This window comes from Serratia sp. Res13-Sevr-LER1-36-b (assembly GCF_015673035.1).
GTDB classification, from domain to species: domain Bacteria; phylum Pseudomonadota; class Gammaproteobacteria; order Enterobacterales; family Enterobacteriaceae; genus Chania; species Chania fonticola_C.
In genome coordinates this window covers 150,700-176,345 of record NZ_JADACK010000011.1, presented here as the reverse complement: position 1 = coordinate 176,345, position 25,646 = coordinate 150,700, and the positions used below count along the sequence as shown (strand labels likewise).

The following is a 25,646-nucleotide window of genomic DNA, read 5'->3' as shown; positions in this document are numbered from 1 at the left end:
ATTGCGTTAAATTTATGATGATGATCAATGCATTGCTTTTTTATCATGCAGCTTGAGTTATTTAGAGTATAAGTAAGAGTGATTTATATATTTCCATTGGATGGTTATCATTATGAAAATTAGTGCGTTATTTATAAAAACGGATCCAGGTCGGCGGCGGTATGGCGTTGCCTTGTTTGTTGGCATTATTGGCGGGATCCTCTCTGCTTTTGTCAAGTGGGGGGCAGAGGTTCCGCTACCGCCAAGAACCCTGAGTGATGGCCGGGCTGAATTTAACCCGCCCTATCTTTTTTTGAGAGATTATCTTGGGATAGATCCAACCGGTACGGTATATACCTTTTCTGAGCATATTATTAATCCGGTTATGGTTACGCACGTCATATTTTCGTTGGTCTTTGCGATAGGTTACTGCTTGGTTGCCGAAGTTTTTCCAAAGGTCAAACTTTGGCAGGGGGTGCTGGCGGGTATCATTGCCACCGTTGCCGTGCATGGCATTAGTTTCCCTTTGCTTGGTTTGACTCCTCCGCTTTCAATGCTGCCATTTGATGAGTACCTTTCTGAAATTTTGGGGCATATATTTTGGTTTTGGGTGATTGAGATAGTACGTCGGGACTTACGTAACAGAATTACCCATGAGCCTGATGCCGAAGTTCCGCTGGGATCCTACCGTTAATCGATAACGTTCAGCGGGGTATTCTCCCCGCTGAATATCAACGTGGTTAACGGGTAAGCTGCCAACCCCGCTGTTGCCACAGCGCAGGCAGTTGTGCCAGATCGTCAAACGTCGTCACCAACGGGTGATCGATCGGTTGATTATGAGGATCGGCGCAGAAGTAGAACACCGGAATGCCAGCCGCGATCCCTGCCTGGGCACCGGCAACGGAATCATCCACCAAAATACAGCGCTCTACGGGCACCTGCATCTGTTCGGCGGCATGGAAAACGATGGCCGGATCGGGTTTCCAGCGTTGAATATCGTAGCCGCTGAACAACCGGTCATCAAAATAGGACAGCATGTCGGTTAACCCCAGCGAATGCTGCATTTTGCTGACTGGGCCGTTAGAAACGGTGCACATCGGGGCATCCATCTGTGCCAGCAGCTCGCGCGCACCGGCAATCGGCTGGAGCTCGGCATCAAACAGACGGGCCACTTCCTGGCGAAAAATCGGCTCCAGATCGCTGGTGGGTAAATTTACCCCTTGCTCAGCGTTAACCCGCTCAATGATCTCGTAGAGTTTGATCCCTTTGTACTTTTTAAATACTTCTTCCAGTGCCAGCTCGATGCCGTAGTGGGCAAACATATGCACATAGGCCTTGCTGCACAGCACTTCGCTATCTACCAGCGTGCCATCGCAATCAAATAAAACACATTCAACCTGATTCATTGGGGTAAGCGCCCTCGGTTAAGTCATGACTGCTGTTACTTTAACCGGATCGCAGCGGGTTGTCCCCCTTTGGCAATCAATCTCAATAAATACAACTTGTTGGCCGTTTTAGCCGTAAAGATGGCGAAAAAAACCTGTGAGCGAGGTCAAAACCCGGACTTTTTGTTATAGGATAGCCAGCGACAGTCCTAATCCCTCTTCGGAATTCTATAATGAGCAAACAAGACCTCAGCCTTGATGCCAATCAGGGCTTGCTTGAGCGCGTGTTTAAACTCAAGCAGCATGGCACCACGGTACGTACGGAAACGATTGCCGGCCTCACCACCTTTTTAACCATGGTGTATATCGTGTTCGTTAACCCGCAGATCCTGGGTGCGGCGGGCATGGACACTCAGGCGGTGTTTGTCACTACCTGCCTGGTTGCCGCTTTAGGCAGTATCCTGATGGGCTTGCTGGCTAACCTGCCGGTGGCGCTGGCTCCGGCGATGGGCCTCAACGCATTCTTCGCGTTTGTGGTGGTCGGCGCGATGGGGATTTCATGGCAGGTCGGCATGGGCGCTATTTTCTGGGGCGCAATCGGTTTCCTGTTGCTGACCATTTTCCGTATTCGCTACTGGATGATTGCCAATATCCCGCTGAGCCTGCGCGTGGGCATCACCAGCGGTATCGGCCTGTTTATCGCCATGATGGGGCTGAAAAACGCCGGTATCGTGGTCGCCAACCCGGATACGCTGGTAGCAGTAGGCAATCTGACCTCCCACAGCGTGCTGCTGGGAGCCTTGGGTTTCTTTATTATCGCGGTGCTGGCTTCGCGTAATATCCATGCTGCGGTACTGGTCTCCATCGTGGTGACTACGCTGATCGGCTGGGCATTGGGCGACGTGAAGTATGGCGGCGTATTTTCCCTACCGCCTGACGTCACCTCCGTGGTCGGCCAGGTGGATATCGCCGGGGCGCTGAATATCGGCCTGGCAGGTGTGATCTTTTCCTTTATGCTGGTTAACCTGTTTGACTCCTCGGGTACGCTGATCGGAGTGACCGACAAGGCTGGCCTGACGGATGAAAACGGCAAGTTCCCGCGTATGAAGCAGGCGCTGTACGTGGACAGCATCACCTCGGTAGCCGGTGCTTTTGCGGGTACGTCTTCGGTCACCGCCTATATTGAAAGCTCCTCTGGGGTGGCCGTTGGTGGGCGCACTGGCCTGACCGCCGTGGTAGTAGGCATTCTCTTCCTGCTGGTGATTTTCCTGTCACCGCTGGCGGGAATGGTGCCAACCTATGCTGCAGCGGGCGCGCTGATTTATGTGGGGGTGCTGATGACCTCCAGCCTGGCGCGGGTGAAGTGGGAAGATATGACCGAAGCGGTTCCGGCCTTTGTGACCGCCGCCATGATGCCTTTCAGCTTCTCGATCACCGAAGGGATTGCCCTGGGCTTTATCTCTTACTGCATCATGAAGCTGGGCACCGGCCGCTGGCGTGAAATCAGCCCCTGCGTGATCGTGGTGGCGCTGCTGTTTGTGCTGAAAATTGCGTTTGTTGACGGGCATTAATACCCGCAGCGTAGGGGCCTAACGTGCGTTAGGCCCTGATAAATTCAGCAACATTGAGGGGCATTCTGCCCCTGTTACTCTCAAGCGCCCGGTGAGGCATCCTGCTCTCTACCCATTACCCAGCGTAAAGGCCGGTTATACCGCGTCTGCCAGCCACCGATATTATCTTCCCCCTCGGCAAAATTGGCGATCTCGACCTGATTTTTGTCTCTGAACAAGTCAGCAAAATCAAGAGCCAGCGCTCGATCGTTGAAATTCTGCCGATCGTAATAGGCAATCATGATGCGTTTGTTTTCTGCCAGTGAATGCTTTGCCGGGAGAAGGCGGCCCTTCGGGGCAATCAGCAGCGCTCCGGAATAAAATTGCGGGTAATTGGCCATCAGGTTAGCTGCATGTAACGCCCCCTGACCACGTGCGGTCAGGTAAACCTGTTGGAGATTAAGCTTCAGCTTGGGGCCCAGGCTTTCCAGGGTGCGTTGAATGGCGTTCTGGGTGCTGGTAGAGCTGTAGTTAGACCAGCGAAAGCTCCCTTCCGCCAGCATCTGCGTGCCGTTTATCTCAATATAGGCCACCCCGGCCTCGGCAAACAGCAGCCGATCTTCCGGGATGATGGCGGCGGCTTTCCCGTAGGGATGGAGGTAGACGATGGTTGGCCAGCCTCCGGCCGGTGGCTCGCCATTCGGCACGGCATAGTGAGGTTTACCTTCAAACTTTGCGGCGTGTTGTTGATAGCGCGCTTTGGTGGTCGCCAGAATTGAACGGTAGGTGTCACTTTGCTGAATGCTGCTGAACGAGTCGTCTTCCAGCAGATTGTAGTAATACCACAACCCTCGCTTGGCGCTAAGTTGCAGATAACGTTCGGCTAGCTCGGTCTGGCCCTGTTCGGCTGAGGAGGCAGCCAGTTGAAAGGGGGCCCAGATATTACGGGCATCTTCACGCATCAGCGTCAGATATAACGACGTGGCGCCGGCTTTTTTATCTTCCTGATTGTAGGCTGAGCGGGGCAATGGCTTACTCAGCGGGCTATGGATAGGCAGTTCTAACGGCTCTTCTCCCTCAGGATAGAGCATGGGTGCAGCAAACAATGGACAGGTGGCAAAAGCCAAAAAGATGGCTAAAATAAAAAAAGGCATGATTTTATAACTTTGTTTTTCAATAATATTAATGAGAAAACGATTAAAAACGGCGCCTTCGATAGTGTTATCTCCGGGCGCCGCCTGGCAGCTTATTTTACACGGCGGATATAGTCGCTGAATGCGGACAACTGGCCGGTCAGGAAATCCCGTGTGCCTTGGTCCACCAGTTCACCCGCCTGCTCATCAACCTTATTCTGTATCACTCCCCCCATAAACTCGGGTTTGTTGATTACCATGGCATCCAGGAATACCAGGATCTGGCGTAGGTGATATTGGCAACGTGCGCCACCAATCGGCCCCATTGAGCTGGTCTGGATCGCCACCGGTTTGCCGGCAAGCGGTTGGTTAGGCAAACGGGACAGCCAGTCGATGGCGTTTTTCAGGCCACCTGGCACAGAGTAGTTATATTCTGGCGTTACGATGATCACGCCGTCTGCCTGGCGGATTTGTTCGGCAATGGCTTCCACCGTGGCCGGGAAACCCTCTTCTTGCTGGTGGTCTGCATCGTACAGTGGGATATCGCGTATGGAGGGAAGGGCTTCGATAGTGACACCCTGAGGAGCTAACTGAGGTAAAGCGCGTGCGACTATGGCGTTATAAGAGCCTTTACGTAGGCTCCCCAGTAGCGTAACGATCTTTAGTGCTTGCTCTGACATTTTGATTCTCCCTTTTCTGATGAACAGACTCAGCTTAGAACAACCAGCAGATAATAGGGCAAATAGGTGATGTATCCTAGGCAGAGTCTAAGTCTTTATCTGTTTTTACAATTCAAAGCAGTAAATCATGCGTTAAGGAAAGTTTTGTTTTGTATATTCCCCCGAAGACAGACGTTAAATCGGTGCTTTCAACGTGTAACAGAAGCGAGGCTGGTCAATTTCAAAAAGTGCGTGGAGGGAGGTGGGTTACGTGATGAAATTTCGTTGCATTTCTGTAAGCCCTGGCTTTCGTCATATTGCCAGCAGATCAGCCGATCCAAGCCAGGCTGATGGGCGCAGGCCCAGCTGAGATATTCACCGGCATCACTCATGACGTGCACGTTGGGCAAGGTGTTGCAGCGTAATTGGCCGGAAAAAGGGTGCAAATTCAGCAAACCCTGGCCGCTGTTACCCAAGCCGGCCAGTTTCAGCACGCATTGGCGAATGCTCCACAGTTGGGTTTCGGCTTCCAGACGGTCGTGCTGCGCCGCAATCCAGGCGTTCTCCGTGGTGCTGGAGTATTGATGCAGCAGGTTGTGGCTCCGTGCGCGCATCACCTCAATATCCAACCCTACCTTGCCTTCCAGGCTCAGTAGCACGCCGATGGTATTGCCAGCATAGGCGAGGCTGAAGTCAGGTAGATGATGATCGGCAAAGCACGGTCGCCCGGTCGGTGCCGTAGCAATGGGAGGAAGTACCGGGATACCATACAAATAAAATATCATTTCGGCCAACAGGATCCGGCCTTGCAAAAAACGCCGACGGCGCTTGACGGAGAAGCGAGCAGTTCTTTCGATCAGGTCTTTAGGTAGCCGATGGGTCTCTAAACGCTCTGCAACCGTATCCCATCGGATAAAATGACAAGCCATTGTTCACTCCATGACCGAGGCTCATAAAAAAACTGGAGTGCTAGAGTAAGCATTACGTTAAGATTTTTCATTAAGAATTCGCATGATCTTTTTCTTAATTATTCTTCTGTTGAATGAAAAAGCAGCGGAGTGGTAGGAGTGCGGCGCGCGGGCTCGCGGGGCAGGCTTGGGCGGGTGTAAAAATAAAGCCAAGCATTAACAGTGAGTTAATGCTTGGCTTTGGATACTGAAGAGGTCGTGTATCTGAACGTTGGGTTACTTACCAATACAGAAGCTGGAGAAGATGCGCCCGAGCAGGTCATCGGAGGTAAACTCCCCGGTGATTTCGCTCAATGCCTGCTGTGCCAACCGCAGTTCTTCGGCCAGCAACTCCCCCGCGTAAGCGCTCACTAACTGTTCTTTACCCTGCACCAGATGCTGTGCCGCCTGCTCCAGTGCCTGCAAGTGACGGCGGCGGGCCAGGAAGCCGCCTTCCATATTGCTGGTGAAGCCCATACTCTGTTTCAGATGGTCACGCAGCAGGTCGATCCCCTCACCGGTACGCGCCGACAGGCGAATTAGTGAGTGACCATTTACTTCGCTCAGGCCCAATGTCTCGCCGGTAATGTCGGCCTTGTTGCGCACGACGGTGATTGGCAAGGTACTTGGCAGGCGCGCCATAAATTCTGGCCAGATCTCGGCGGGTTCGGTGGCGTCGGTGGTGGTGCCATCCACCATAAACAGCACGCGATCCGCCTGTTCGATCTCGTTCCAGGCACGTTCGATGCCAATACGCTCAACTTCGTCGCTGGCTTCCCGCAGCCCGGCGGTATCGATAATGTGTAGTGGCATGCCATCGATATGAATATGTTCACGCAACACATCGCGCGTGGTACCTGCAATGTCGGTGACGATGGCCGCTTCACGCCCTGCCAGCTCATTAAGCAGGCTCGATTTGCCAGCGTTGGGCCGCCCAGCGATCACTACCTTCATCCCTTCACGCAGCAGGCTGCCTTGACGCGCCTCGGCCCGTACGCCGTCCAGATCGGCCATCACGCCGTTCAGCTGAGCTTCGATTTTGCCGTCCGAAAGGAAGTCGATCTCCTCATCTGGGAAGTCGATCGCCGCTTCTACATAAATGCGCAGGTGAGTGAGCGTTTCCACAAGCTGATGGATACGGATGGAAAAAGCGCCTTGCAGCGAGTTCATGGCTGAACGGGCTGCCTGTTCGGAACTGGCATCGATCAGATCGGCAATGGCTTCGGCCTGGGCCAGATCCAGCTTGTCATTGAGGAAAGCGCGCTCCGAGAACTCCCCAGGGCGGGCAATCCGCACGTCTGGCAGCGCCAACACGCGTTTGAGCAGCAGATCGAGGATCACCGGCCCACCGTGGCCCTGTAGTTCCAGCACGTCTTCACCGGTAAAGGAATTGGGGCCGGGGAACCACAGTGCAATCCCCTGATCCAGCGTGTTGCCTTCGGCGTCACGGAATGGCAGATAATCGGCATAACGCGGCTTGGGCAGTTTACCGAGTACCGCCAGGGCAACGTCCTTGGCTCCGCGGCCTGAAATGCGCAGGATGCCGACACCGCCGCGTCCGGGCGGAGTAGCAAGAGCAGCGATGGTATCGGTGGTGTTCATAGCGGTTTATCTCTCTGACAATATGCAAAAAGGCGGTCTAATGACCGCCTCTACTGGCAACGTGGCTGGTGTCGTAGGGGCACTGGCCCCTACGGATGTTGCCTAAAACAAGACTAGACTTTCTTCTTGTCGCGGCTGTGCAGACCACGTTTTTCCAGCCCGCGGTAAATCAACTGCTGCTGGACGATGGTCACCAGGTTACTGACGATATAGTACAGCACCAGACCAGACGGGAACCACAGGAAGAACACTGTGAAGATCACCGGCATAAAGGTCATGATTTTCTGCTGCATCGGGTCAGTCACGGTGGTTGGTGACATCTTCTGGATGAAGTACATGGTCACACCCATCAGCACCGGCAGGATGTAGTACGGGTCTTGCGCCGACAGGTCATGGATCCACCAGATGAACGGCGCATGACGCAGCTCAACCGAGCCCATCAGCATGTAGTACAAGGCCAGGAAGATTGGCATCTGGATAACCAGCGGCAAGCAACCCCCTAACGGGTTCACCTTCTCAGCTTTGTACAGCGCCATCATTTCCTGGCTCATACGCTGCTTGTCATCACCGATACGTTCACGCATCGCCTGCAGTTTTGGCTGCAGCATGCGCATTTTGGCCATCGAGGTGTACTGCGCTTTGGTCAGCGGGTACATGATGCCGCGCACGATGAAGGTGATGATGATGATCGAGAAGCCCCAGTTGCCGATGAAACTGTGAATGAACTTCAGCAGTTTGAACAGCGGTTGGGAGATGAACCACAGCCAGCCGTAATCAACGGTCAGATCCAGATGCGGTGCCAGTTGGGCCATCTGATCTTGCAGCTCCGGGCCAACCCACAGGGTCGCATTCAGCTGCTTCTCAGCGCCTGGCTGTACAATCACTGGCTCAGCTTTAAAGCCGATGGCAGACAGGTTGGTACCTGGCTTAGAGGTATAGAAAGTGTTGACGCCCTGAGTCTGCGGCACCCACGCGGTGGCGAAGTACTGTTGCAACATCGCAATCCAGCCGCCTTGGGTGGTGACGTTCAGATTCTCATCCTTGTCGAACGCATACTTTTGGTATTTGTCTTCACTGGAAGAGTAAGCCGCACCACGGAAGGTATGCAGCGCAAAGTTGTTGCTGCCGGTGTCACGATGCTTAGGCAAGTCGGTGGTCTGCTTCAACTGGCCAAACAGGGTCAGTTCCAGCGGAGTCGCGCTTTTGTTGACGATGGAGTAGTCCACGCCAACGGCATAATGGTTACGCTTGAGCACAAAGGTCTTGGTGAAGACCGAACCGTCTTTGCCGGTAAAGGTCAGCGGAATACGCAGTTCATCCTGGCCATCAGCCAGCGTGAAGGTATCCTGCGCCGCCTCAAACAGAGGACGCTCGCCGTTTGCCGGGTTATCTGGGCCGTCTCTGCCCGTCAGGCCGCTTTGTGCCTGGTAGACGAATGACGGGGTGGATTCCAGCAGCGTAAATGGAGTCGATGAACCCAGGGTATCCGGGTAGGCCAACAGTTTAGCCTGCTCGATATCGCCACCACGGGTATTGATGGTCAGCGACAGCACGTCAGTGTTAACGGTGATCAGTTTACCCTGGCCACTGCCTGGTACAGCTGAACTTGCGGCATCACCGGTTGCTGGGTTCGCAGTCTGTTGCGTGGTCTGGGTGGCTACTGGTTGCGGAGCGTTGTCCACTTGCCAGGCCTGCCAGATCATGAAAGACACGAACAGCAGAGCGATGAGGAGAAGATTGCGTTGCGAATCCATCGTTAGTGTTCTCTGTTATCGTCGGTTTTCGGCGGCACGGGATCATCGCCACCTGGGTTCAAAGGGTGGCATTTTAATACGCGTTTCAATGTCAACCAACTGCCTTTTAACATGCCAAACCTGCGTAATGCCTCAATTGCGTAATGAGAACATGTCGGCTGGAAGCGACAACGTGGCCCAAGCAGCGGGCTGAGCACGAGCTGATACGCCCGAACCAGCCCGATCAGGATGCGGGAGCCTGGCGACAGTGGCGACGCCATAATTTTTCCAAAGCTTCCGTCAGTGCACGATTATCCAAATCCGCTATCCCTTTTTTGGCCACCACCACAAAATCCATCGCCGGTAGCTCGTGCTGAAGTAAACGGAAGCTTTCGCGGGTTAGGCGTTTGATCCGGTTGCGTTCATGCGCGCGTTTGACGTGTTTTTTGGCGACGGTAAGACCGATGCGGGGATGCCCCAGCTGGTTCAGGCGGCCGAGGATGGTGATTTGCGGCGTGCCAGCCCGTTGTGGCTGCTGGAAGACGAAAGTGAAATGAGTGGGAGTTAACAAACGTAACTCCCTAGGAAAAGCGAGCTTAACCACTCAGCGGGTTAGCTTTTATTACTTAGAAACAGTCAGACGAGTACGGCCTTTCGCACGACGGCGGGCCAGAACTTGACGACCATTCTTGGTGGCCATACGAGCACGGAAACCGTGGCTACGGTTACGCTTCAGTACGGACGGTTGGAAAGTGCGTTTCATAGCGATTTCTACCTAAACTTAAATGAAATACTGATAAGTCAAATGCGTTTGGCTACTCGGCGTGAAGATGACCGACGCCTCAATCGCAATACATAAAGAGGCGGGATTGTAATAATTGTACAGTCCTGAGTCAATTCACATCGCGCTAGCCTACCTGGTTGTCTGCCAATTCGGAGTAAAATCCGGTGTTGGCCCGTGGTCACCGCAGAATCCTGTCTTGGCTAAATGACTCACCATTAAGGAACCAGGTATCACACGTGGGCGAAGATTATACGGACTCGGGGGTAAATCACAAGGATCTCCGTACGATCCTGCGTGTTTTCTGCAAGGATCCGCGTGGATAACCAGGTATAACCTGTGAAAGGCGCTAAAACCCGGCCCCACAGGCTCAGATCTCATCGGTGTCGATCCCGCGTTGATTAAAAACTGGCCACTCTTCACGGGCTGTGGATAAAATGGATCTAATCTGTGATGAAGGGGAGGATCTCTTGCGCAGATTGCGCTATGATCCGTCATTCCGATCGCGATCCCAAAACAGGATCGTTAAGGGCATAAACCGTGAAAGGCGGTTCGCATACCCTACAGGTTTTTCAGCCAATACCGGGCGTGTGTCAAAAATCATGAGTTATAAAAAAGTAGCCTGATTCTTTTCTTTTTATTGATCTTGTTCGAGTGGAGTCCGCCGTGTCACTTTCGCTTTGGCAGCAGTGTCTTGCCCGATTGCAGGATGAGTTACCTGCCACAGAATTTAGTATGTGGATACGCCCATTGCAGGCGGAACTGAGTGACAATACCCTGGCGCTGTATGCGCCCAATCGTTTTGTGCTGGATTGGGTTCGCGATAAGTACTTAAACAATATCAATGGCCTGTTGAATGATTTCTGCGGTACGGATGCGCCGCTTTTGCGTTTTGAGGTGGGCAGCAAGCCACTGACACAAACCCTCAGCCAGCCCGTGATGGCCAGCGTCAACAGCGCTCCGGTCGCCCCAGTGGTGCGCACGGCTGCACCGTCCCGCCCAAGCTGGGACAATGCGGCACCGCCGCCTGAGCTGTCCTATCGTTCCAACGTCAACCCCAAGCACACCTTCGATAACTTCGTTGAGGGTAAGTCTAACCAGCTGGCTCGTGCTGCGGCGCGGCAGGTGGCAGACAATCCGGGGGGCGCTTATAACCCACTGTTCCTGTATGGCGGTACCGGCCTGGGTAAAACGCACCTGTTGCATGCGGTAGGTAACGGCATCATGGCGCGTAAGGCCAATGCCAAAGTGGTGTATATGCACTCGGAACGCTTTGTGCAGGACATGGTCAAGGCGCTGCAAAATAACGCCATTGAAGAATTCAAACGCTACTACCGCTCGGTGGATGCGTTGCTGATCGATGATATTCAATTCTTTGCCAACAAAGAGCGTTCACAGGAAGAGTTCTTCCATACCTTTAACGCCCTGTTGGAAGGTAATCAACAGATCATCCTGACCTCGGATCGCTATCCAAAAGAGATCAACGGGGTGGAAGATCGTTTGAAATCCCGCTTCGGCTGGGGCCTGACGGTGGCGATCGAGCCGCCGGAGCTGGAAACCCGCGTCGCGATCCTGATGAAAAAGGCCGACGAGAACGATATCCGTCTGCCGGGCGAAGTGGCGTTCTTTATCGCCAAACGCCTGCGTTCCAACGTGCGTGAGCTCGAAGGGGCGCTGAACCGGGTGATCGCCAACGCCAACTTTACTGGCCGCGCCATCACCATCGATTTCGTGCGTGAAGCGCTGCGGGATCTGCTGGCGTTGCAGGAAAAACTGGTCACCATCGACAATATCCAGAAGACGGTGGCCGAGTACTACAAAATCAAAATCGCGGACCTGCTGTCTAAACGGCGTTCGCGCTCGGTTGCCCGCCCGCGCCAGATGGCGATGGCATTGGCAAAAGAGCTCACCAACCACAGCCTGCCAGAAATCGGCGATGCGTTTGGTGGCCGCGACCATACTACGGTGTTGCACGCCTGCCGGAAGATTGAGCAGTTGCGTGAGGAAAGTCACGACATCAAAGAAGATTTCTCCAATTTAATCAGAACATTGTCGTCATAGCCCATATGAAATTTATCGTTGAACGTGAGCATCTGCTAAAACCGCTGCAACAGGTGAGCAGCCCACTGGGTGGCCGCCCGACGCTGCCAATTCTGGGTAACCTGCTGCTGCAGGTGACGGAAGGTTCCCTGTTGCTGACAGGTACCGATCTGGAGATGGAGATGGTGGCCCGCGTTGCCCTGTCTCAGCCCCATGAAGCGGGCGCGACGACCGTCCCCGCGCGTAAATTCTTTGATATCTGCCGTGGCCTGCCGGAAGGGGCTGAGATTACGGTGATCCTCGAAGGCGACCGTATGCTGGTGCGTTCTGGCCGCAGCCGTTTCTCGCTGTCCACGCTGCCGGCGATAGACTTCCCGAACCTGGATGATTGGCAGAGCGAGGTGGAGTTCACCTTGCCGCAGGCGACGTTAAAGCGCCTGATCGAAGCCACCCAGTTTTCGATGGCTCATCAGGATGTGCGCTATTACCTGAACGGTATGCTGTTTGAAACCGAAGGGGAAGAGCTGCGCACCGTGGCTACCGACGGCCACCGCCTGGCGGTGTGTTCGATGCCGATTGGCCAGCAGTTGCCCACCCATTCGGTGATCGTGCCGCGTAAAGGGGTGATGGAACTGGTCCGCTTGCTGGACGGTGGTGATACGCCGCTACGGGTGCAGATTGGTAGCAACAACATCCGCGCCCACGTCGGTGATTTTATCTTCACCTCCAAGCTGGTTGACGGCCGTTTCCCTGATTATCGCCGCGTATTGCCGAAGAATCCGGACAAAACGCTGGAAGCGGGCTGTGACCTGCTCAAGCAGGCGTTTGCCCGTGCAGCCATTCTGTCGAACGAAAAGTTCCGCGGTGTGCGCCTGTACGTCAGCCAGAACCAGCTCAAGATCACCGCCAACAACCCGGAACAGGAAGAGGCGGAAGAGATCCTCGATGTCAGCTATGATGGCACCGAGATGGAAATTGGTTTCAACGTCAGCTATGTGCTGGACGTGCTGAACGCGCTCAAGTGTGAAGATGTGCGCCTGCTGCTGACCGATTCCGTTTCCAGCGTGCAGATCGAGGACGGCGCCAGTAAGTCTGCCGCCTACGTCGTCATGCCAATGCGACTGTAGAAATTATCGGGCTATCTTACTTGCCCCTTTGCGATTGGGCAGTGCTCGCAATCCTCACGTACTTTAAGTACGCAGCGGTTGCTGTGCGCTGGCCGCCCGCAAATGATCTGCGACGATAACGCCCTGGATTGTTAGATGATGAAGACAACTACAGTATGGCTCTGACGCGCTTACTGATTAAAGATTTCCGCAATATCGAAGCTGCCGATCTGGCGCCTGCACCGGGGTTTAACTTCCTGGTGGGGGCCAACGGCAGCGGCAAGACCAGCGTGCTGGAGGCGGTTTATACCCTTGGTCATGGGCGCGCATTTCGCAGCCTGCAGGCCGGGCGAGTGATCCGCCACGATCAGCCGGAGTTTGTGTTGCATGGCCGGATCGAAGGCAGCGGGCGCGAATTATCGGTAGGACTGAGTAAAAGCCGTCAGGGTGACAGCAAAGTGCGCATCGATGGCAGTGATGGCCATAAGGTGGCAGAGCTGGCACAGCTACTGCCCATGCAGTTGATCACCCCCGAAGGTTTTACCCTGCTTAATGGCGGGCCGAAGTATCGGCGTGCCTTCCTGGACTGGGGTTGTTTTCACAATGAACCCGGTTTTTTCACCGCCTGGAGCAACCTGAAAAGGTTACTGAAGCAGCGCAATGCCGCGCTGCGCCAGGTCAATCGCTATGCGCAGATCCGCGCCTGGGATCAGGAACTGATCCCGTTGGCCGAGCGTATCAGTGAGTGGCGGGCAGCTTACAGCGACGCAATTGCCGCGGATATCACCGCGACCTGCGCGCAGTTTTTGCCCGAATTTGCCCTGAGTTTCTCTTTCCAGCGTGGCTGGGACAAAGAGAGCGACTACGGAGAGCTGCTGGAGCGCCAGTTTGAGCGCGACAGGGCGTTAACCTATACCGCGGTGGGGCCGCATAAAGCGGACTTCCGCATTCGTGCTGAAGGCACGCCGGTAGAGGATTTGTTATCGCGCGGTCAGCTTAAACTGCTGATGTGCGCATTGCGCTTGGCGCAGGGTGAGTTTCTCACCCGCCAGAGCGGGCGGCGTTGCCTGTATCTGATTGATGATTTTGCCTCCGAGCTGGACACCGGCCGTCGCCGGTTGCTGGCCGATCGCCTGAAAGCCACCCAGGCTCAGGTTTTTGTCAGTGCGGTAAGCGCTGAACAAGTAACCGACATGATGGGTGAAAAGGGCAAGATGTTCCGCGTGGAACAAGGTAAAATAGAGGTTCAACCACAGGACTAAAATGAGCGAGAAACGTTGATGTCGAATTCTTATGACTCCTCAAGTATCAAGGTATTAAAAGGGCTGGATGCGGTACGTAAGCGTCCGGGCATGTATATCGGTGATACTGATGACGGCACCGGTCTGCACCACATGGTATTCGAGGTCGTGGACAACGCTATCGACGAAGCACTCGCTGGCCACTGTAGCGACATTCAGGTGACGATCCACGCCGACAACTCCGTCTCGGTGCAGGATGATGGCCGTGGTATCCCAACCGGTATCCACGAAGAGGAAGGGGTGTCTGCGGCACAGGTCATCATGACCGTACTGCACGCCGGCGGTAAGTTTGACGACAACTCCTATAAGGTATCCGGCGGTCTGCACGGCGTAGGCGTTTCGGTTGTTAACGCCCTGTCAGAAAAGCTGGAACTGGTGATCCGCCGTGAAGGCAAGGTCCATGAGCAAACTTACAAGCATGGCGAACCACAGGCCCCGCTGAAAGTCGTCGGTGAAACCGACCAGACAGGTACTACCCTGCGCTTCTGGCCGAGCTTCCAGACCTTTACCAATAACATCGAGTTTGAGTACGACATCCTGGCCAAGCGCCTGCGTGAACTGTCGTTCCTCAACTCGGGCGTTTCTATTCGCCTGAAAGACAAGCGCAACGACAGAGAAGACCACTTCCATTATGAAGGCGGTATCCGTGCGTTTGTGGAATACCTGAACAAGAACAAGACGCCGATCCACCCAACGGTGTTCTACTTCTCAACCGTGAAAGACGATATCGGTGTGGAAGTGGCGCTGCAGTGGAACGATGGTTTCCAGGAAAACATCTACTGCTTCACCAACAACATCCCGCAGCGTGATGGGGGGACTCACCTGGCCGGCTTCCGTGCCGCGATGACCCGTACCCTGAACACCTACATGGATAAAGAAGGCTACAGCAAAAAGTCCAAAATCAGCGCCACCGGTGATGATGCGCGTGAAGGTCTGATTGCCGTGGTGTCGGTGAAAGTGCCCGATCCTAAATTCTCTTCCCAGACCAAAGACAAGCTGGTGTCTTCGGAAGTGAAAACGGCGGTCGAATCGCTGATGAACGAGAAGCTGGTGGATTACCTGATGGAAAACCCAGCGGACGCCAAGATCGTGGTTGGTAAAATCATCGATGCGGCCCGTGCTCGTGAAGCGGCGCGTAAAGCGCGTGAAATGACCCGCCGTAAAGGCGCGCTGGATTTGGCTGGCTTGCCAGGCAAACTGGCGGACTGTCAGGAACGTGACCCGGCGTTGTCCGAACTCTACCTGGTGGAAGGGGACTCCGCGGGCGGCTCAGCCAAGCAGGGCCGTAACCGTAAGAATCAGGCGATCTTGCCGCTGAAAGGGAAAATCCTCAACGTTGAGAAAGCCCGCTTCGACAAGATGCTGTCCTCACAGGAAGTTGCCACGCTGATCACCGCGCTGGGTTGCGGCATTGGCCGTGACGAATACAACCCGGACAAACTGCGTTATCACAGCATCATTATCATGACCGATGCCGACGTCGACGGCTCGCACATCCGTACGCTGCTGTTGACCTTCTTCTATCGTCAGATGCCGGAAATCATCGAGCGTGGCCACGTGTATATTGCCCAGCCGCCGCTGTACAAGGTGAAAAAAGGCAAGCAGGAACAGTACATCAAAGACGACGAGGCGATGGATCAGTATCAGATCTCCATCGCCCTCGACGGCGCGACCCTGCACACCAACGGTTCTGCGCCAGCCTTGGCGGGTGAGCCGTTGGAGAAGCTGGTAGCCGAGCATTACGCCGTACAGAAACAGATTGGCCGGATGGAACGCCGCTACCCGCGCGCGTTGCTGAACAACCTGATCTACCAGCCAACCTTGAACGAAGAAGATCTGGGCGACCGCGCCAAGGTGGAAAACTGGATCGAATCGCTGGTGAAATTGCTCAACGATAACGAGCAGCACGGCAGCAGCTACAGCTCGGTGGTGGTTGAAAACCGTGAGCGCCAGATGTTCGAACCGGTGCTGCGTATCCGTACCCATGGTGTGGATACCGACTACCCGCTGGACTTTGAATTTATCCGCGGTGGTGAATACCGCAGGATCTGCGCGCTGGGCGAAAAACTGCGTGGCCTGCTGGAAGAAGATGCCTATATCGAACGTGGCGAACGTCGCCAGCCGGTAGACAGCTTCGAACAGGCGTTGGAGTGGCTGGTGAAAGAGTCACGCCGTGGCCTGTCGATCCAGCGCTATAAAGGGTTGGGCGAAATGAACCCGGACCAGCTGTGGGAAACCACCATGGATCCCGATCAGCGGCGTATGCTGCGCGTAGCGGTGAAAGACGCTATTGCGGCAGATCAGCTGTTCACCACCCTGATGGGCGATGCGGTTGAACCACGCCGTGCCTTTATCGAAGAAAACGCCCTGAAAGCGGCGAATATCGATATCTAACGCCTTATTTGGCTATTAAAAATCCGCGCCGGTTCGCCCGCGCGGATTTTTTTATGCCGTTTTTAGCACTAACAAGGCAAGCTGAAACGCGTTAGCATGAGAAAAAACCACTGGGAGACACTCGAATGGCTATTGAACTGATTGCAATTGATATGGACGGCACGCTGCTCAATCCGCAGCACCAGATTACGCCAGCGGTAAAGCAGGCGCTGACCGCCGCGCGCGCTAAAGGCGTGCATGTGGTGCTGGCTACCGGGCGGCCTTATGTTGGCGTGCAGGACTATCTGCGTCAGTTGGATATTCAGGGTGAGGGCGATTTCTGCATCACCTATAACGGTGCCCTGGTGCTGAAGGCGACGGACGGGGCCTGTGTGTTGCAAGAAACCCTCGGCTTTGACGATTATCTCTATTTTGAGCAGTTGGCACGGGAGTTCGGCGTTCATTACCAGGCGTTTGATTTCGATACCCTGTACACGCCGAATAAAGACATTGGCAAATATACCGTCCATGAATCCCAAATGACCGGTATCCCGCTGAAATACCGCAGCGTGGAAGAGATGGATCGCACTATGCGTTTCCCGAAGGTGATGATGATTGATGAGCCTGCCTTACTGGACGATGCGATAGCCCGCTTGCCTTCAGAGGCCTGGGATCGCTACACCATCATGAAAAGCGCCCCTTACTTCCTGGAGATCCTGCATAAGAATGTGGATAAGGGAGCTGGTGTCAGAATGCTGGCTGAACATTTGGGTATCAAGCAGGAAAACGTGATGGCGTTAGGCGATCAGGCTAATGATATTGCGATGATCGAGTATGCCGGGATGGGCGTAGCGATGGGCAATGCTATTCCAGAATTAAAGGAAATTGCCCAGCACGTGACCGGCACCAATACCGAAGACGGCGTCGCACTGGCGATCGAGAAGTTCGTGCTGTAGTTGCCCCTCACCCCAACCCTTATGTCTTGATCTTCTCCGCCTTAGCGGAGAAGATCAAGACATAAGGGTTGGGGGACAATAGCCTGCAGGTATTTTTCCAGCACGATATTTTTCCTGCACAACACAACCGCCACTTTTTTCCCCTAAACTCGAGAACCAATTAGCAGGCGGCAGCCAATGCCACACCGGCAGTGCTTTCGATAATCTATCGGTATAATCATTTGCACTGTCCGCTTAGCTCAGGAACATTCATCGTATTTTGTGCTTTTTTGGTCAACGAGTAACTGACTTGGCATTTCTGCTCTGTGCCATTGCCCCACTGAACATTAACAACACCGCGTTCAGCAAGACCAGTCAGATACACTTGACCGTTGTCTCCAACGATAAAACCCTGTTCGGTTTTCTGTGCCTGATTAGTCACTGTTGCGCCGAACGGTACAGGGGTTCCATCTTTCCGTAACACCGTCATCATCGCACGTTGTCCGACGTTAGCCTCGAAGGTGGCGCGGACTAAAGCTCCCCGAGTAGGAACAACACTTTGGGTATTTTGCACTATATCAACCTCATACGGTAGCGTTTCGGTATTCAACTGCACCTGATTTTTACGGTAAGGAGTGCCATAAGGTACGATGGCGTAGCCACGCCCGTCGGTTTTAACCCCCGCTTGGTTGCCTACACTCACACCGGCAGCACCCTGCGCCTTTACCAGTACAGCTGTTTCTCCCAGTTGCTGGCCAAAAGTCACTCCATCCTCATGCGCTACAATACCACCCTGCAGGCCATAGCTCAGCCTTTGGCTATTTGGTTCATAGGCGTAACCAGCGTTGATTTGGCCGTAGGTTCCGCGATAATCTGCATTCAGGTTAGTCGTGCTGCCCCCGCCCTGGTTGACGTGCCCTTGCTGCATACTCCAGTTCAGATTGTTGTTCGTCAACGCGGTACCACTCAGGCCCACAGTGTTTGTTGTGGCATTTTTCTGACTAGTGCTCATGCTATAGGTGGCATAGCTATTTCCCATCCAACGATTGAGTGGCACGCTTACATTGAAGGAAAATACCTGATCACGTTCGTAGGTGCGCCCGCTGTTTCCCCTATTGTTGCCGCTAGCTACTGAATCTTCGTTGTAGTTGTAAGAAAATCCATAATTGATGCCATTCCAACTGTTATTGTAACCGGTACCGATGGAACGCATGGTTCGGTTGTTGTTCCAATAGTCCTCGCTCACCCAGCTCAAAGATAAAGCACCAGCGCCTTCCCACAGGTTTTGACTGAGTGTCACTTCGGAACGGTTGCGCCTGCGTTCCATCTGCGACTGCACACCTTCATTTCGATAGGTATCCATAACCTCTTGCAGGCTGTAGTAGCCGTCGGTTGAGTATCGATATCCGGCAATCGCAAAGTTGGTTCCTGTCTGAACAATATTCTTGCTATAGCGGATACGTAATGATTGGCCACTCTCATCTGGCTGATCCTGCTGCGTAGACCTGGTATGGGTGATATCAGTGGAAAGTGCGCCGAAACGGCCAAGGTTTTTACCCAAACCGATTGCCACTGACTGGTAATTATTCGCAAATTGCACACCGCCATAGGCGGTTAAGCCGTGAGGCAGACCGTATATACCCGTCAGTTGGCTGAAAGGCGTCTGAGCCACTTTGCTGTCATAGGAACGATATTGCCCACCGGTTAAGGTATATTTGAAATATCCTTCACGCTGCAGTACGGGAAGTGAAGCAAATGGTATGACAAGTTGTTGCTCACTGCCGTCGGCTTCTTTGATTGTCACAAACAGGTCACCGCTGCTGCCGGTCGGGTACATATCATTGATTTCAAATGCACCTGGAGCTACAAAACTCTGGTAAATCACATAGCCGTTTTGGCGAATGACAACCTGAGCATTGGTTCGCGCCACGCCACGTACTACCGGGGCATAGCCTTTCAGGCTGTCGGGTATCATGTCATCGTCCGACGCCATCTGTGCACCACGGAACGGTACGCTGTCAAACACGTCGCTTGGCGAAGTACTGTCCCCCAGAATCAGTCGACTCTTCAGCGCGATGACGTCGCGTTGTGCGTATGAGTAGACAGTATTCCATTTATCCTGCCCGCTATTATCACGTTGCCAAGTGGTATAGTTGCGTAACCTCCAGGGCCCGATATTTATACCGGGCCGCAGGTTGGCAAACTGACTGCTGCTGTTAGCGTTGTTCGTACTGGCAGTGGCACCTTTCAGACTGTAGTTTAACAAAAAGGCTGAAATGCCATTATCCCACTGTTCTTCAGGTACATAGCCACGAGCCTTCTGCGACATGGCTGCCTGTGGAACACTCAGCAGCAACTGCTGTGCGCTGAAGCGAAATTCAGCACTGGCCTGCGGAATTGCACCTAAATTAGCACACTGGTTTTCCACATCACTGATGTTGGTAAACAGTTCTGTTCTTACCCCCATAGCTTGTAATTGTTCAACGCTCAGGCAAGGTTGCAGGCTTTCTTTACCTTCTTTATCTTTCGACGCTTTAAACTCAACATCACTTGTGCTCTGGCGTTCTTTGTTGAGATAAATATCAACTCGATAAGTGCCCGGGATCTGCATATTACTATCTTCAAATACGCTCAGATCTGCGCTGCCTTGATGTGAATTATCAATCTCAAGCAACGCTGGATTAAAATAGTCCTGAGCCTGTGCATCGAAAGATACGCTAGCCAATAAAGTTAATTGAGCGGTAATTAAATACCCCCACTTGCTGACACGTAGTAAGCGGTGTATATAATTTTTATTATTCATCCGTTTTAATCCATTGTTTGCAAGGAAACTGTTTGACCGTTGTATTAGCATTTTTGAGTGCGTGCTGAATTTCTTGGATAATTTATTTTTACTTAAGATAGTTACATTTTGCTCACATGTTCTTTGCCCACGGCACCGTAATCACTGATAATCATCCAGCTTACGCTGTTGCCGGTAGCTCCTGCTGGCAATGTAAATCTCGCCGTATCACCTGGTGCGACATAAGTTGCCTCTTTCACTTCTTTACCGGTCACTTTCACTTGCTGGAAGTTCATGTAAAAAGAGGTAGGGTTGGTGACTTGCAGAGTGTTGCCATTACGCTGCCAAATCAGTTTGTCAGTCACTTCTTCTGGGGTGCCTTTCAGGTTCTTAGGCCTGTAAATCAGCTTGATACGTGTTTTCACCGCAATTTGTAGAGTATTCTTGCTCTCATCCTTTACCGTTGATGGGATGGATTTAATGTTGAGCCAGAACAGTGATTCCTTATCTTCTGGTAGATTGCCGCCCACACGGACAACACGCATCAAGTTTTCCTGCCCTGCATTTAAACGGAACAGTGGTGGAGTGATCATGAAAGGGGCTTTTTTAGCGCCGTCCACGTCGTTCTCAACCCAGCTCTGGATTAGGTAGGGCACTTTGTCTGGGTTGCTGACGGCCAGTGAAGATTCCTTCTTGCTACCGTCATAAATCAGACGTGTACCGCCGATAACCACACCTGCCTGCGCAGTACTGCTGATCACCAGCAATGTCGTCAGTAGAGTAATAGGGGAAAATTTCATAAGAGACTCCAATATCTATAAAAAAATAGGCCAACCCATTTTTGTGTCGGCCAGGGTTCACAATATTTACGCCATAGCCCAAATAATGGGCTGCTCAGACCTTAGTTGTAATTAATGGTGAAGTTAGCCGTTGCGTTAGCTTTACCTGGTTTAATCTCAGCAACATCAGTGATAGCAATGTAGCTCGCGGTGAAACCAAGGTTATTCACCGCACCTTTTGTCAAGGGATAAGCCTGGGAAGCGCTAAACAACGGCAACACATTGTTGCTGGCGTCAGACAACTGGATGCCAACGCCTTCTGCAACATCTACATCAGGAGACAGAGCTAATACGCTGTTGTCGCCATTAACAGTCGCGCCATCAAATTTAATTTTCACACTGGTTACTGTGTCCGGGCAATTTTTCAACTCCAGAGAAAACTGTGTAGTAGATACCTTGGAGCCAACCGAAGAGAATGCCGTTTTTGAGATTTTACCCAGCGTTACCTCCAAGGGTGAACCTACAGAGTTAGTCACTTCACAAGCGGCATCAGTGATTTCACCGGTGAAATTTATTTGCCCATCTGCAGCGTATGCTGTTGTACCAACTACAGAAGAAGCCAATACGGTCATTGCAATAATATTCTTTTTCATTAAGTTATTCCTTACTTACTTTATTAGTTAATAATACTGTTCTCTATATTAAGAGGTGTCAGTATGGTTTGACTCTTTAGCGAACAAGTGTAGAACGGCCTTTATATAAAGGCTGCTCTCAATAAACACGATAAGAAATTTATCGAAGCTGATACATTAAAGAGGACATCAAGGTAACTCGCATACTTATGCTTGTGTATTTCTTGATGTGGTGAACTATAGTCCCCACATGCTATTCGTGTAAATAAACTTTTAATTATCAGTGATAACAAAATTTATTTTTTATCAAGAAAAATCTTGATTATCAATGCGAAGGATAAAGTGATTGGTAATTTACAATTATTACTATTTTTTAATTCAAGATACTATTACTTTTTTCTATCGCTAATAAAAAATAGTTCATTCTCGATTGTGAAGGAAAGTATTATAATAGATCTTGATTCAAAGATAGCGATTTATCTTTATCACATGATAGAAAATGTTGTTTCAACGCACTGTCGGCATGAAAACGCCAAGATCTATCCATGGCAACAATTTGTATCTAGTTAATAACCATATTTCGCTCATTATAACTCAGGTAAAGTATAAGTGAAAAAAATAAAATTCAAGGTGTGTTTATTCTTCGTGTCAGTATGGTTTTTCATGCCATTCTGTGCCCAAGCCTTCACATGTTCGGCCCAAACAACGGCGACTACACTCACCTTGCCCGATATTTCGATACGAAAAGATTTACCCGTCGGTTCACCGATTGGTAACTTAATTACTACAGATTTTATTGATACATATAAGTGTACAAATACTGCCCCGCTCATCACTAGTCAGAGTTTTGGGATCAAAGCTGCTGGAACGTACGTAACGAAAATCGATGGTAAAAGAATCTACGCTACCGGTGTTGAAGGGGTCGGCTACGCAATTCAGGGGCAGTCAGGTAACACTTGTGGTACCTTAGCTTGGGTTGATGGAACCAATATGGGCGACACGAATGCAAATAACAGGCTTTTTTGTAATGCCAATGGCTTGTTATCAACCCAGGCGATAACAGGTCAGATCGGGATACAGCTTTATAAAACAGCGCAGGTCACAGGCTCTGGTTCTGTACGTTCTCGACAAGTAGGTTCATTTATTATTTTTAATAATAGAACCAGCTGGACGCAACCAGAACCTACTGTATCTATAAATTCATTCAATATAAAAACACTGACCTGTAGCGTCGACAGCAGCACGATCAGTGTTGTAATGGGAGACGTAGATAGAAATGCATTTAAGGGCGTTGGTTCTTGGCCCGGAGATGCTAGAACTAAAGTTTTTACCATTCCTCTCACATGCGCAGCTGAAACACGGGTCACTGTCCAAATAGACGGTGATACTCCAAATGCAGCAGAGGGATTATTGAATTTAACCGCGTCGGGTAATAGCGCCACTGGTGCAGCTGTCCAGATCTTGCACGATAGCAAACCATTAGCACTCGGCAGCAAAGTCGAAATCGGTTTGTCCACATCCGGAAGTAACTCGCTCGCATTTCAGGCCCGTTATTATCAAACCTCTAATGATATAACCCCTGGAAAGGCAAATGCGACGGCGACATTCACGCTTACTTATCAATAACAACTTCGCTGTAGACAGTCACAGGGTTCAGTAGTAACCCTGTGCATCCCTCGCCGTTCGATAAATGTCTGGAAATGATTGACGAAGCCAACAGAGGACTACCGGCGTTCTACCGGAGCAGTTGCTATAGAGAGAGATTGCCGCGCCTGCGAGCGGATAATGAAGTGGCGTTTCTAGCGGATAATCACGAGGGTTTTACCCCGCGAGAGGAAGTCAGTTTGCGTTACGGCTAGTAGATGGCATTAGCGTTCTCAGAAAGTAGGATTTTATGAAGCGTCGATGTAAGGCTGTGATTATTGATAAAATCTATTAAAACAAAGTGTTAAATGATTATTTTAAAGTGAGCGTTATTAAGGTCGTCATTCCGTATTAAGTTGAATGGAAAAGCCAGTGCAGGTAGACGAACCCGCTTTGATAAAGAGGCTTAACCTCATGGGTATCGGTGTCCACTACAGGATAAGAAATGTGGTGTTCTGATCCTGATTGCAGCCAGAAGTTAGATTTATTCAATAAAGCCTCTTTTTGAGTAAAGATACCCTGGAATTCGAATTGGATAATTGATGATGGTTTGCAGTGATAAGTTTTTCCTATAAGAGATGAATAAAATTATTTTAAATTAATTTGTCGTAGTTGCGTTGTTAACATGTGTGTGTAGCAGTCTGATTTTCATTGTTTTTTTTAATTTAAATAAGTTTTTTATATCGCTGATAAATAAAAATTACATTTACAGTATTATCTTTTTTTGTCTATATTAATCGCGTTAAATGACACCTCGCGTAAAGCGAAGAATATCCTTTTTGTGATATGCCTTTCACAGAGACGTTATAGGACGCTATTGGCCGAGCGGTTATTTAACCGTAATGAATAGTATTGCATGGATTGATGTTTCGACGTCACGTTAAATCATAAATGCGCATTAGTCGCATTTGAAAGGAAAGTCTTAAATGAAAAAGAATATTATCGTTGCTACTTTGGTTGCTGCTGCCGCTATGGCCACTGTTTCTGCTTTTGCTGCTGATGGCCAGATTAATTTCACCGGTTCTGTAATCGATGCTGCTTGTAACGTTACTAATGCTACCAGCGGTTCTTTAGATGTTAGTTTGGGTAAAGTGTCTAAGACTGCGTTTGCTGCTGCGGGTGACAAAACTGCAGCTACCAAGTTCACCTTACAGGTGAGTGGTTGCCCAACAGGCGTAGACAGCGTCAACGTTAAATTCGACGGCACTACCGTTGCTGGTGACAACAGCGTTTTAGCCCTGACTCAGGACGCTGGCGTCGCTACAGGTGTGGGTATCCAGTTGGCTGACGCATCACAAAGCGTACTGCCGTTAAATACAGCTTCCACCAATTACGCTCTGACATCAGGTGCGGCCAACCTTGATTTCGTTGCGCGTTATATCGCAACGGCAGCAACCGTAACCAGCGGCCCAGCCAACGCAGTAGCAAGCTTCTCTATTGTTTATAACTAAGAACTAATCTGGTTGGCGATAATTATAAATAACGGGGCTATAGCCCCGTTATTTATATCATGGAGGATATAAAATATGAATTTCTCACCTGCGCTAATTTTAGCACTGTTATTTACCGCTCATATGTCACAGGCAGGTGTCATTGTAGGCGGAACCCGACTGATTTATGACGGCAATAAGAAGGAGTCTTCACTGAGCGTCAGCAACCCGGATCAAAAAGCGTATTTAGTGCAGACATGGGTTGAAAGCACCGATGGTGTTGAGAAAGCCCCCTTTATTGTGACCCCACCGCTATTTCGCTTGGACGCTGGGCAAGAGAACCTGCTGCGTGTAGTGCGTGCGGGCGGCAATCTACCAGAGGATAAGGAATCACTATTCTGGATGAACATCAAGGCCATTCCGTCGGCAGAAAAAGAAAGTGACAGAAATACGCTACAAATTGCCATCAAAACACGTATGAAGCTGATTTATCGCCCTCATGGGTTGAAAGGGGCCCCAGACAACATGGCCGACAAACTCACTTGGCAGCGCAGTGGTAATGAGCTTCGCGTGACCAACCCGACCCCGTACTACATGAACTTTCAAAAGGTAAAAGTGGCGGGTAAGGACGTGAAAGAGGCAACCCTTGTGGCCCCAGGCACTACTGCCCGCTTCGCCTTGCCTGCCGGTGTGAGTAGTGGAAGCGTGAGTTGGACCATCATCAATGATTTTGGCGGAGCCGGCAAAGAGCATACTGGCTCACTTTAAGTCACAAAGGGTACAGATAAAAACGCGGTAACTCAGAAAAGCCTTGAACGTTAAAACATCGGAAGAAAAGGCATTCTTCTGTAGGCC

22 protein-coding genes are annotated in these 25,646 nt (G+C 51.4%); 10 read left to right on the top strand and 12 right to left on the bottom strand.

All coding sequences use genetic code 11. From position 1 onward, the window contains the following. The first annotated feature begins 112 nt into the window (after window positions 1–112). The gene (locus IMQ33_RS07755) at window positions 113–673 is read left to right on the top strand and encodes a DUF1440 domain-containing protein (protein WP_024527368.1); all 561 of its coding nucleotides are present in this window, start codon (window positions 113–115) and stop codon (window positions 671–673) included. 46 nt (window positions 674–719) lie between these two features. On the opposite strand, the gene yieH is transcribed toward IMQ33_RS07755, so the two are convergent. Continuing rightward, complete coding sequence (gene yieH, locus IMQ33_RS07750; RefSeq protein WP_065683413.1) at window positions 720–1,385, bottom strand: 6-phosphogluconate phosphatase; 666 nt, start codon at window positions 1,383–1,385, stop codon at window positions 720–722. Between the two features lie 212 nt (window positions 1,386–1,597). Between yieH and IMQ33_RS07745 the strand changes: the two genes are divergently transcribed. Further along, entirely contained in the window at window positions 1,598–2,935 is a 1,338-nt protein-coding gene (locus tag IMQ33_RS07745; protein WP_021181404.1) for an NCS2 family permease, read from the top strand. An 80-nt stretch (window positions 2,936–3,015) separates the two neighbouring features. Here the strand turns inward: IMQ33_RS07745 and IMQ33_RS07740 are convergent, their stop codons facing one another. The 8 genes from IMQ33_RS07740 to rpmH all read right to left on the bottom strand — a co-directional run bounded on the left by IMQ33_RS07740 (window position 3,016) and on the right by rpmH (window position 9,751). Next, a complete protein-coding gene (locus IMQ33_RS07740; RefSeq protein ID WP_196062654.1) occupies window positions 3,016–4,068 on the bottom strand; it encodes a hypothetical protein in 1,053 nt (350 codons plus the stop codon). 92 nt (window positions 4,069–4,160) lie between these two features. Continuing rightward, window positions 4,161–4,727 (bottom strand): NADPH-dependent FMN reductase, encoded by a 567-nt coding sequence (locus tag IMQ33_RS07735; protein WP_024483320.1) that lies wholly within the window; start codon window positions 4,725–4,727, stop codon window positions 4,161–4,163. Window positions 4,728–4,915: 188 nt separating this feature from the next. After that, window positions 4,916–5,635, bottom strand: a complete 720-nt coding sequence (locus IMQ33_RS07730; protein WP_098929357.1) for a 4'-phosphopantetheinyl transferase superfamily protein — start codon at window positions 5,633–5,635, stop codon at window positions 4,916–4,918. A 255-nt stretch (window positions 5,636–5,890) separates the two neighbouring features. Then, window positions 5,891–7,255 carry a tRNA uridine-5-carboxymethylaminomethyl(34) synthesis GTPase MnmE gene (mnmE, locus tag IMQ33_RS07725; RefSeq protein WP_161713283.1) on the bottom strand — a complete coding sequence of 455 codons (1,365 nt, stop codon included), beginning with the start codon at window positions 7,253–7,255 and terminating at the stop codon, window positions 5,891–5,893. Between the two features lie 113 nt (window positions 7,256–7,368). Continuing rightward, window positions 7,369–9,009: a membrane protein insertase YidC gene (gene yidC, locus IMQ33_RS07720; protein ID WP_024483314.1), complete on the bottom strand. Its 1,641-nt coding sequence runs from the start codon at window positions 9,007–9,009 to the stop codon at window positions 7,369–7,371. A 2-nt stretch (window positions 9,010–9,011) separates the two neighbouring features. Continuing rightward, window positions 9,012–9,269 (bottom strand): membrane protein insertion efficiency factor YidD, encoded by a 258-nt coding sequence (gene yidD, locus IMQ33_RS07715; protein ID WP_025120915.1) that lies wholly within the window; start codon window positions 9,267–9,269, stop codon window positions 9,012–9,014. Further along, complete coding sequence (gene rnpA / locus IMQ33_RS07710) at window positions 9,233–9,592, bottom strand: ribonuclease P protein component (RefSeq protein ID WP_025123954.1); 360 nt, start codon at window positions 9,590–9,592, stop codon at window positions 9,233–9,235. The genes yidD and rnpA overlap by 37 nt, the downstream gene beginning before the upstream one ends. 18 nt (window positions 9,593–9,610) lie before the next feature. After that, window positions 9,611–9,751, bottom strand: coding sequence for a 50S ribosomal protein L34 (gene rpmH, locus IMQ33_RS07705; RefSeq protein ID WP_004093983.1), 141 nt, complete (start codon window positions 9,749–9,751; stop codon window positions 9,611–9,613). A gap of 684 nt (window positions 9,752–10,435) precedes the next feature. Here rpmH and dnaA point away from each other — a divergent pair. The 5 genes from dnaA (at window position 10,436) to yidA (ending at window position 17,545) form a co-directional block, all read left to right on the top strand. After that, entirely contained in the window at window positions 10,436–11,830 is a 1,395-nt protein-coding gene (gene dnaA / locus IMQ33_RS07700) for a chromosomal replication initiator protein DnaA (RefSeq protein ID WP_021181394.1), read from the top strand. A gap of 5 nt (window positions 11,831–11,835) precedes the next feature. Further along, entirely contained in the window at window positions 11,836–12,936 is a 1,101-nt protein-coding gene (gene dnaN, locus IMQ33_RS07695) for a DNA polymerase III subunit beta (protein ID WP_021181393.1), read from the top strand. A gap of 155 nt (window positions 12,937–13,091) precedes the next feature. Then, window positions 13,092–14,177, top strand: a complete 1,086-nt coding sequence (gene recF, locus IMQ33_RS07690) for a DNA replication/repair protein RecF (RefSeq protein ID WP_021181392.1) — start codon at window positions 13,092–13,094, stop codon at window positions 14,175–14,177. Between the two features lie 18 nt (window positions 14,178–14,195). Beyond that, complete coding sequence (gene gyrB, locus IMQ33_RS07685; protein ID WP_196062653.1) at window positions 14,196–16,610, top strand: DNA topoisomerase (ATP-hydrolyzing) subunit B; 2,415 nt, start codon at window positions 14,196–14,198, stop codon at window positions 16,608–16,610. A 125-nt stretch (window positions 16,611–16,735) separates the two neighbouring features. Beyond that, window positions 16,736–17,545: a sugar-phosphatase gene (gene yidA, locus IMQ33_RS07680; protein ID WP_196062652.1), complete on the top strand. Its 810-nt coding sequence runs from the start codon at window positions 16,736–16,738 to the stop codon at window positions 17,543–17,545. 217 nt (window positions 17,546–17,762) lie between these two features. On the opposite strand, the gene IMQ33_RS07675 is transcribed toward yidA, so the two are convergent. The 3 genes from IMQ33_RS07675 to IMQ33_RS07665 all read right to left on the bottom strand — a co-directional run bounded on the left by IMQ33_RS07675 (window position 17,763) and on the right by IMQ33_RS07665 (window position 21,738). Beyond that, window positions 17,763–20,327: a fimbria/pilus outer membrane usher protein gene (locus IMQ33_RS07675; RefSeq protein ID WP_196062651.1), complete on the bottom strand. Its 2,565-nt coding sequence runs from the start codon at window positions 20,325–20,327 to the stop codon at window positions 17,763–17,765. 101 nt (window positions 20,328–20,428) lie between these two features. Then, the gene (locus IMQ33_RS07670) at window positions 20,429–21,106 is read right to left on the bottom strand and encodes a molecular chaperone (RefSeq protein WP_196062650.1); all 678 of its coding nucleotides are present in this window, start codon (window positions 21,104–21,106) and stop codon (window positions 20,429–20,431) included. A 101-nt stretch (window positions 21,107–21,207) separates the two neighbouring features. Next, window positions 21,208–21,738 (bottom strand): fimbrial protein, encoded by a 531-nt coding sequence (locus IMQ33_RS07665; protein ID WP_196062649.1) that lies wholly within the window; start codon window positions 21,736–21,738, stop codon window positions 21,208–21,210. A gap of 588 nt (window positions 21,739–22,326) precedes the next feature. On the opposite strand from IMQ33_RS07665, the gene IMQ33_RS26380 reads away from it, so the two are divergent. The 3 genes from IMQ33_RS26380 (at window position 22,327) to IMQ33_RS07650 (ending at window position 25,559) form a co-directional block, all read left to right on the top strand. Then, window positions 22,327–23,343 carry a fimbrial protein gene (locus tag IMQ33_RS26380; RefSeq protein ID WP_196061646.1) on the top strand — a complete coding sequence of 339 codons (1,017 nt, stop codon included), beginning with the start codon at window positions 22,327–22,329 and terminating at the stop codon, window positions 23,341–23,343. A gap of 944 nt (window positions 23,344–24,287) precedes the next feature. Continuing rightward, on the top strand, window positions 24,288–24,812 hold the full coding sequence (locus tag IMQ33_RS07655) for a fimbrial protein (RefSeq protein ID WP_074030836.1): 525 nt from the start codon (window positions 24,288–24,290) through the stop codon (window positions 24,810–24,812). Between the two features lie 75 nt (window positions 24,813–24,887). Then, complete coding sequence (locus tag IMQ33_RS07650; RefSeq protein ID WP_196061647.1) at window positions 24,888–25,559, top strand: molecular chaperone; 672 nt, start codon at window positions 24,888–24,890, stop codon at window positions 25,557–25,559. Window positions 25,560–25,646: the final 87 nt, after the last annotated feature.

What these genes read in the sequence shown, in the direction of transcription:
- IMQ33_RS07755 (WP_024527368.1), top strand. Translation starts at nt 113, where the DNA reads ATGAAAATTAGTGCGTTATTTATAAAAACGGATCCAGGTCGGCGGCGG.
- yieH (WP_065683413.1), bottom strand. Translation starts at nt 1,385, where the DNA reads ATGAATCAGGTTGAATGTGTTTTATTTGATTGCGATGGCACGCTGGTA.
- IMQ33_RS07745 (WP_021181404.1), top strand. Translation starts at nt 1,598, where the DNA reads ATGAGCAAACAAGACCTCAGCCTTGATGCCAATCAGGGCTTGCTTGAG.
- IMQ33_RS07740 (WP_196062654.1), bottom strand. Translation starts at nt 4,068, where the DNA reads ATGCCTTTTTTTATTTTAGCCATCTTTTTGGCTTTTGCCACCTGTCCA.
- IMQ33_RS07735 (WP_024483320.1), bottom strand. Translation starts at nt 4,727, where the DNA reads ATGTCAGAGCAAGCACTAAAGATCGTTACGCTACTGGGGAGCCTACGT.
- IMQ33_RS07730 (WP_098929357.1), bottom strand. Translation starts at nt 5,635, where the DNA reads ATGGCTTGTCATTTTATCCGATGGGATACGGTTGCAGAGCGTTTAGAG.
- mnmE (WP_161713283.1), bottom strand. Translation starts at nt 7,255, where the DNA reads ATGAACACCACCGATACCATCGCTGCTCTTGCTACTCCGCCCGGACGC.
- yidC (WP_024483314.1), bottom strand. Translation starts at nt 9,009, where the DNA reads ATGGATTCGCAACGCAATCTTCTCCTCATCGCTCTGCTGTTCGTGTCT.
- yidD (WP_025120915.1), bottom strand. Translation starts at nt 9,269, where the DNA reads ATGGCGTCGCCACTGTCGCCAGGCTCCCGCATCCTGATCGGGCTGGTT.
- rpmH (WP_004093983.1), bottom strand. Translation starts at nt 9,751, where the DNA reads ATGAAACGCACTTTCCAACCGTCCGTACTGAAGCGTAACCGTAGCCAC.
- dnaN (WP_021181393.1), top strand. Translation starts at nt 11,836, where the DNA reads ATGAAATTTATCGTTGAACGTGAGCATCTGCTAAAACCGCTGCAACAG.
- recF (WP_021181392.1), top strand. Translation starts at nt 13,092, where the DNA reads ATGGCTCTGACGCGCTTACTGATTAAAGATTTCCGCAATATCGAAGCT.
- gyrB (WP_196062653.1), top strand. Translation starts at nt 14,196, where the DNA reads ATGTCGAATTCTTATGACTCCTCAAGTATCAAGGTATTAAAAGGGCTG.
- yidA (WP_196062652.1), top strand. Translation starts at nt 16,736, where the DNA reads ATGGCTATTGAACTGATTGCAATTGATATGGACGGCACGCTGCTCAAT.
- IMQ33_RS07675 (WP_196062651.1), bottom strand. Translation starts at nt 20,327, where the DNA reads ATGAATAATAAAAATTATATACACCGCTTACTACGTGTCAGCAAGTGG.
- IMQ33_RS07670 (WP_196062650.1), bottom strand. Translation starts at nt 21,106, where the DNA reads ATGAAATTTTCCCCTATTACTCTACTGACGACATTGCTGGTGATCAGC.
- IMQ33_RS07665 (WP_196062649.1), bottom strand. Translation starts at nt 21,738, where the DNA reads ATGAAAAAGAATATTATTGCAATGACCGTATTGGCTTCTTCTGTAGTT.
- IMQ33_RS07655 (WP_074030836.1), top strand. Translation starts at nt 24,288, where the DNA reads ATGAAAAAGAATATTATCGTTGCTACTTTGGTTGCTGCTGCCGCTATG.
- IMQ33_RS07650 (WP_196061647.1), top strand. Translation starts at nt 24,888, where the DNA reads ATGAATTTCTCACCTGCGCTAATTTTAGCACTGTTATTTACCGCTCAT.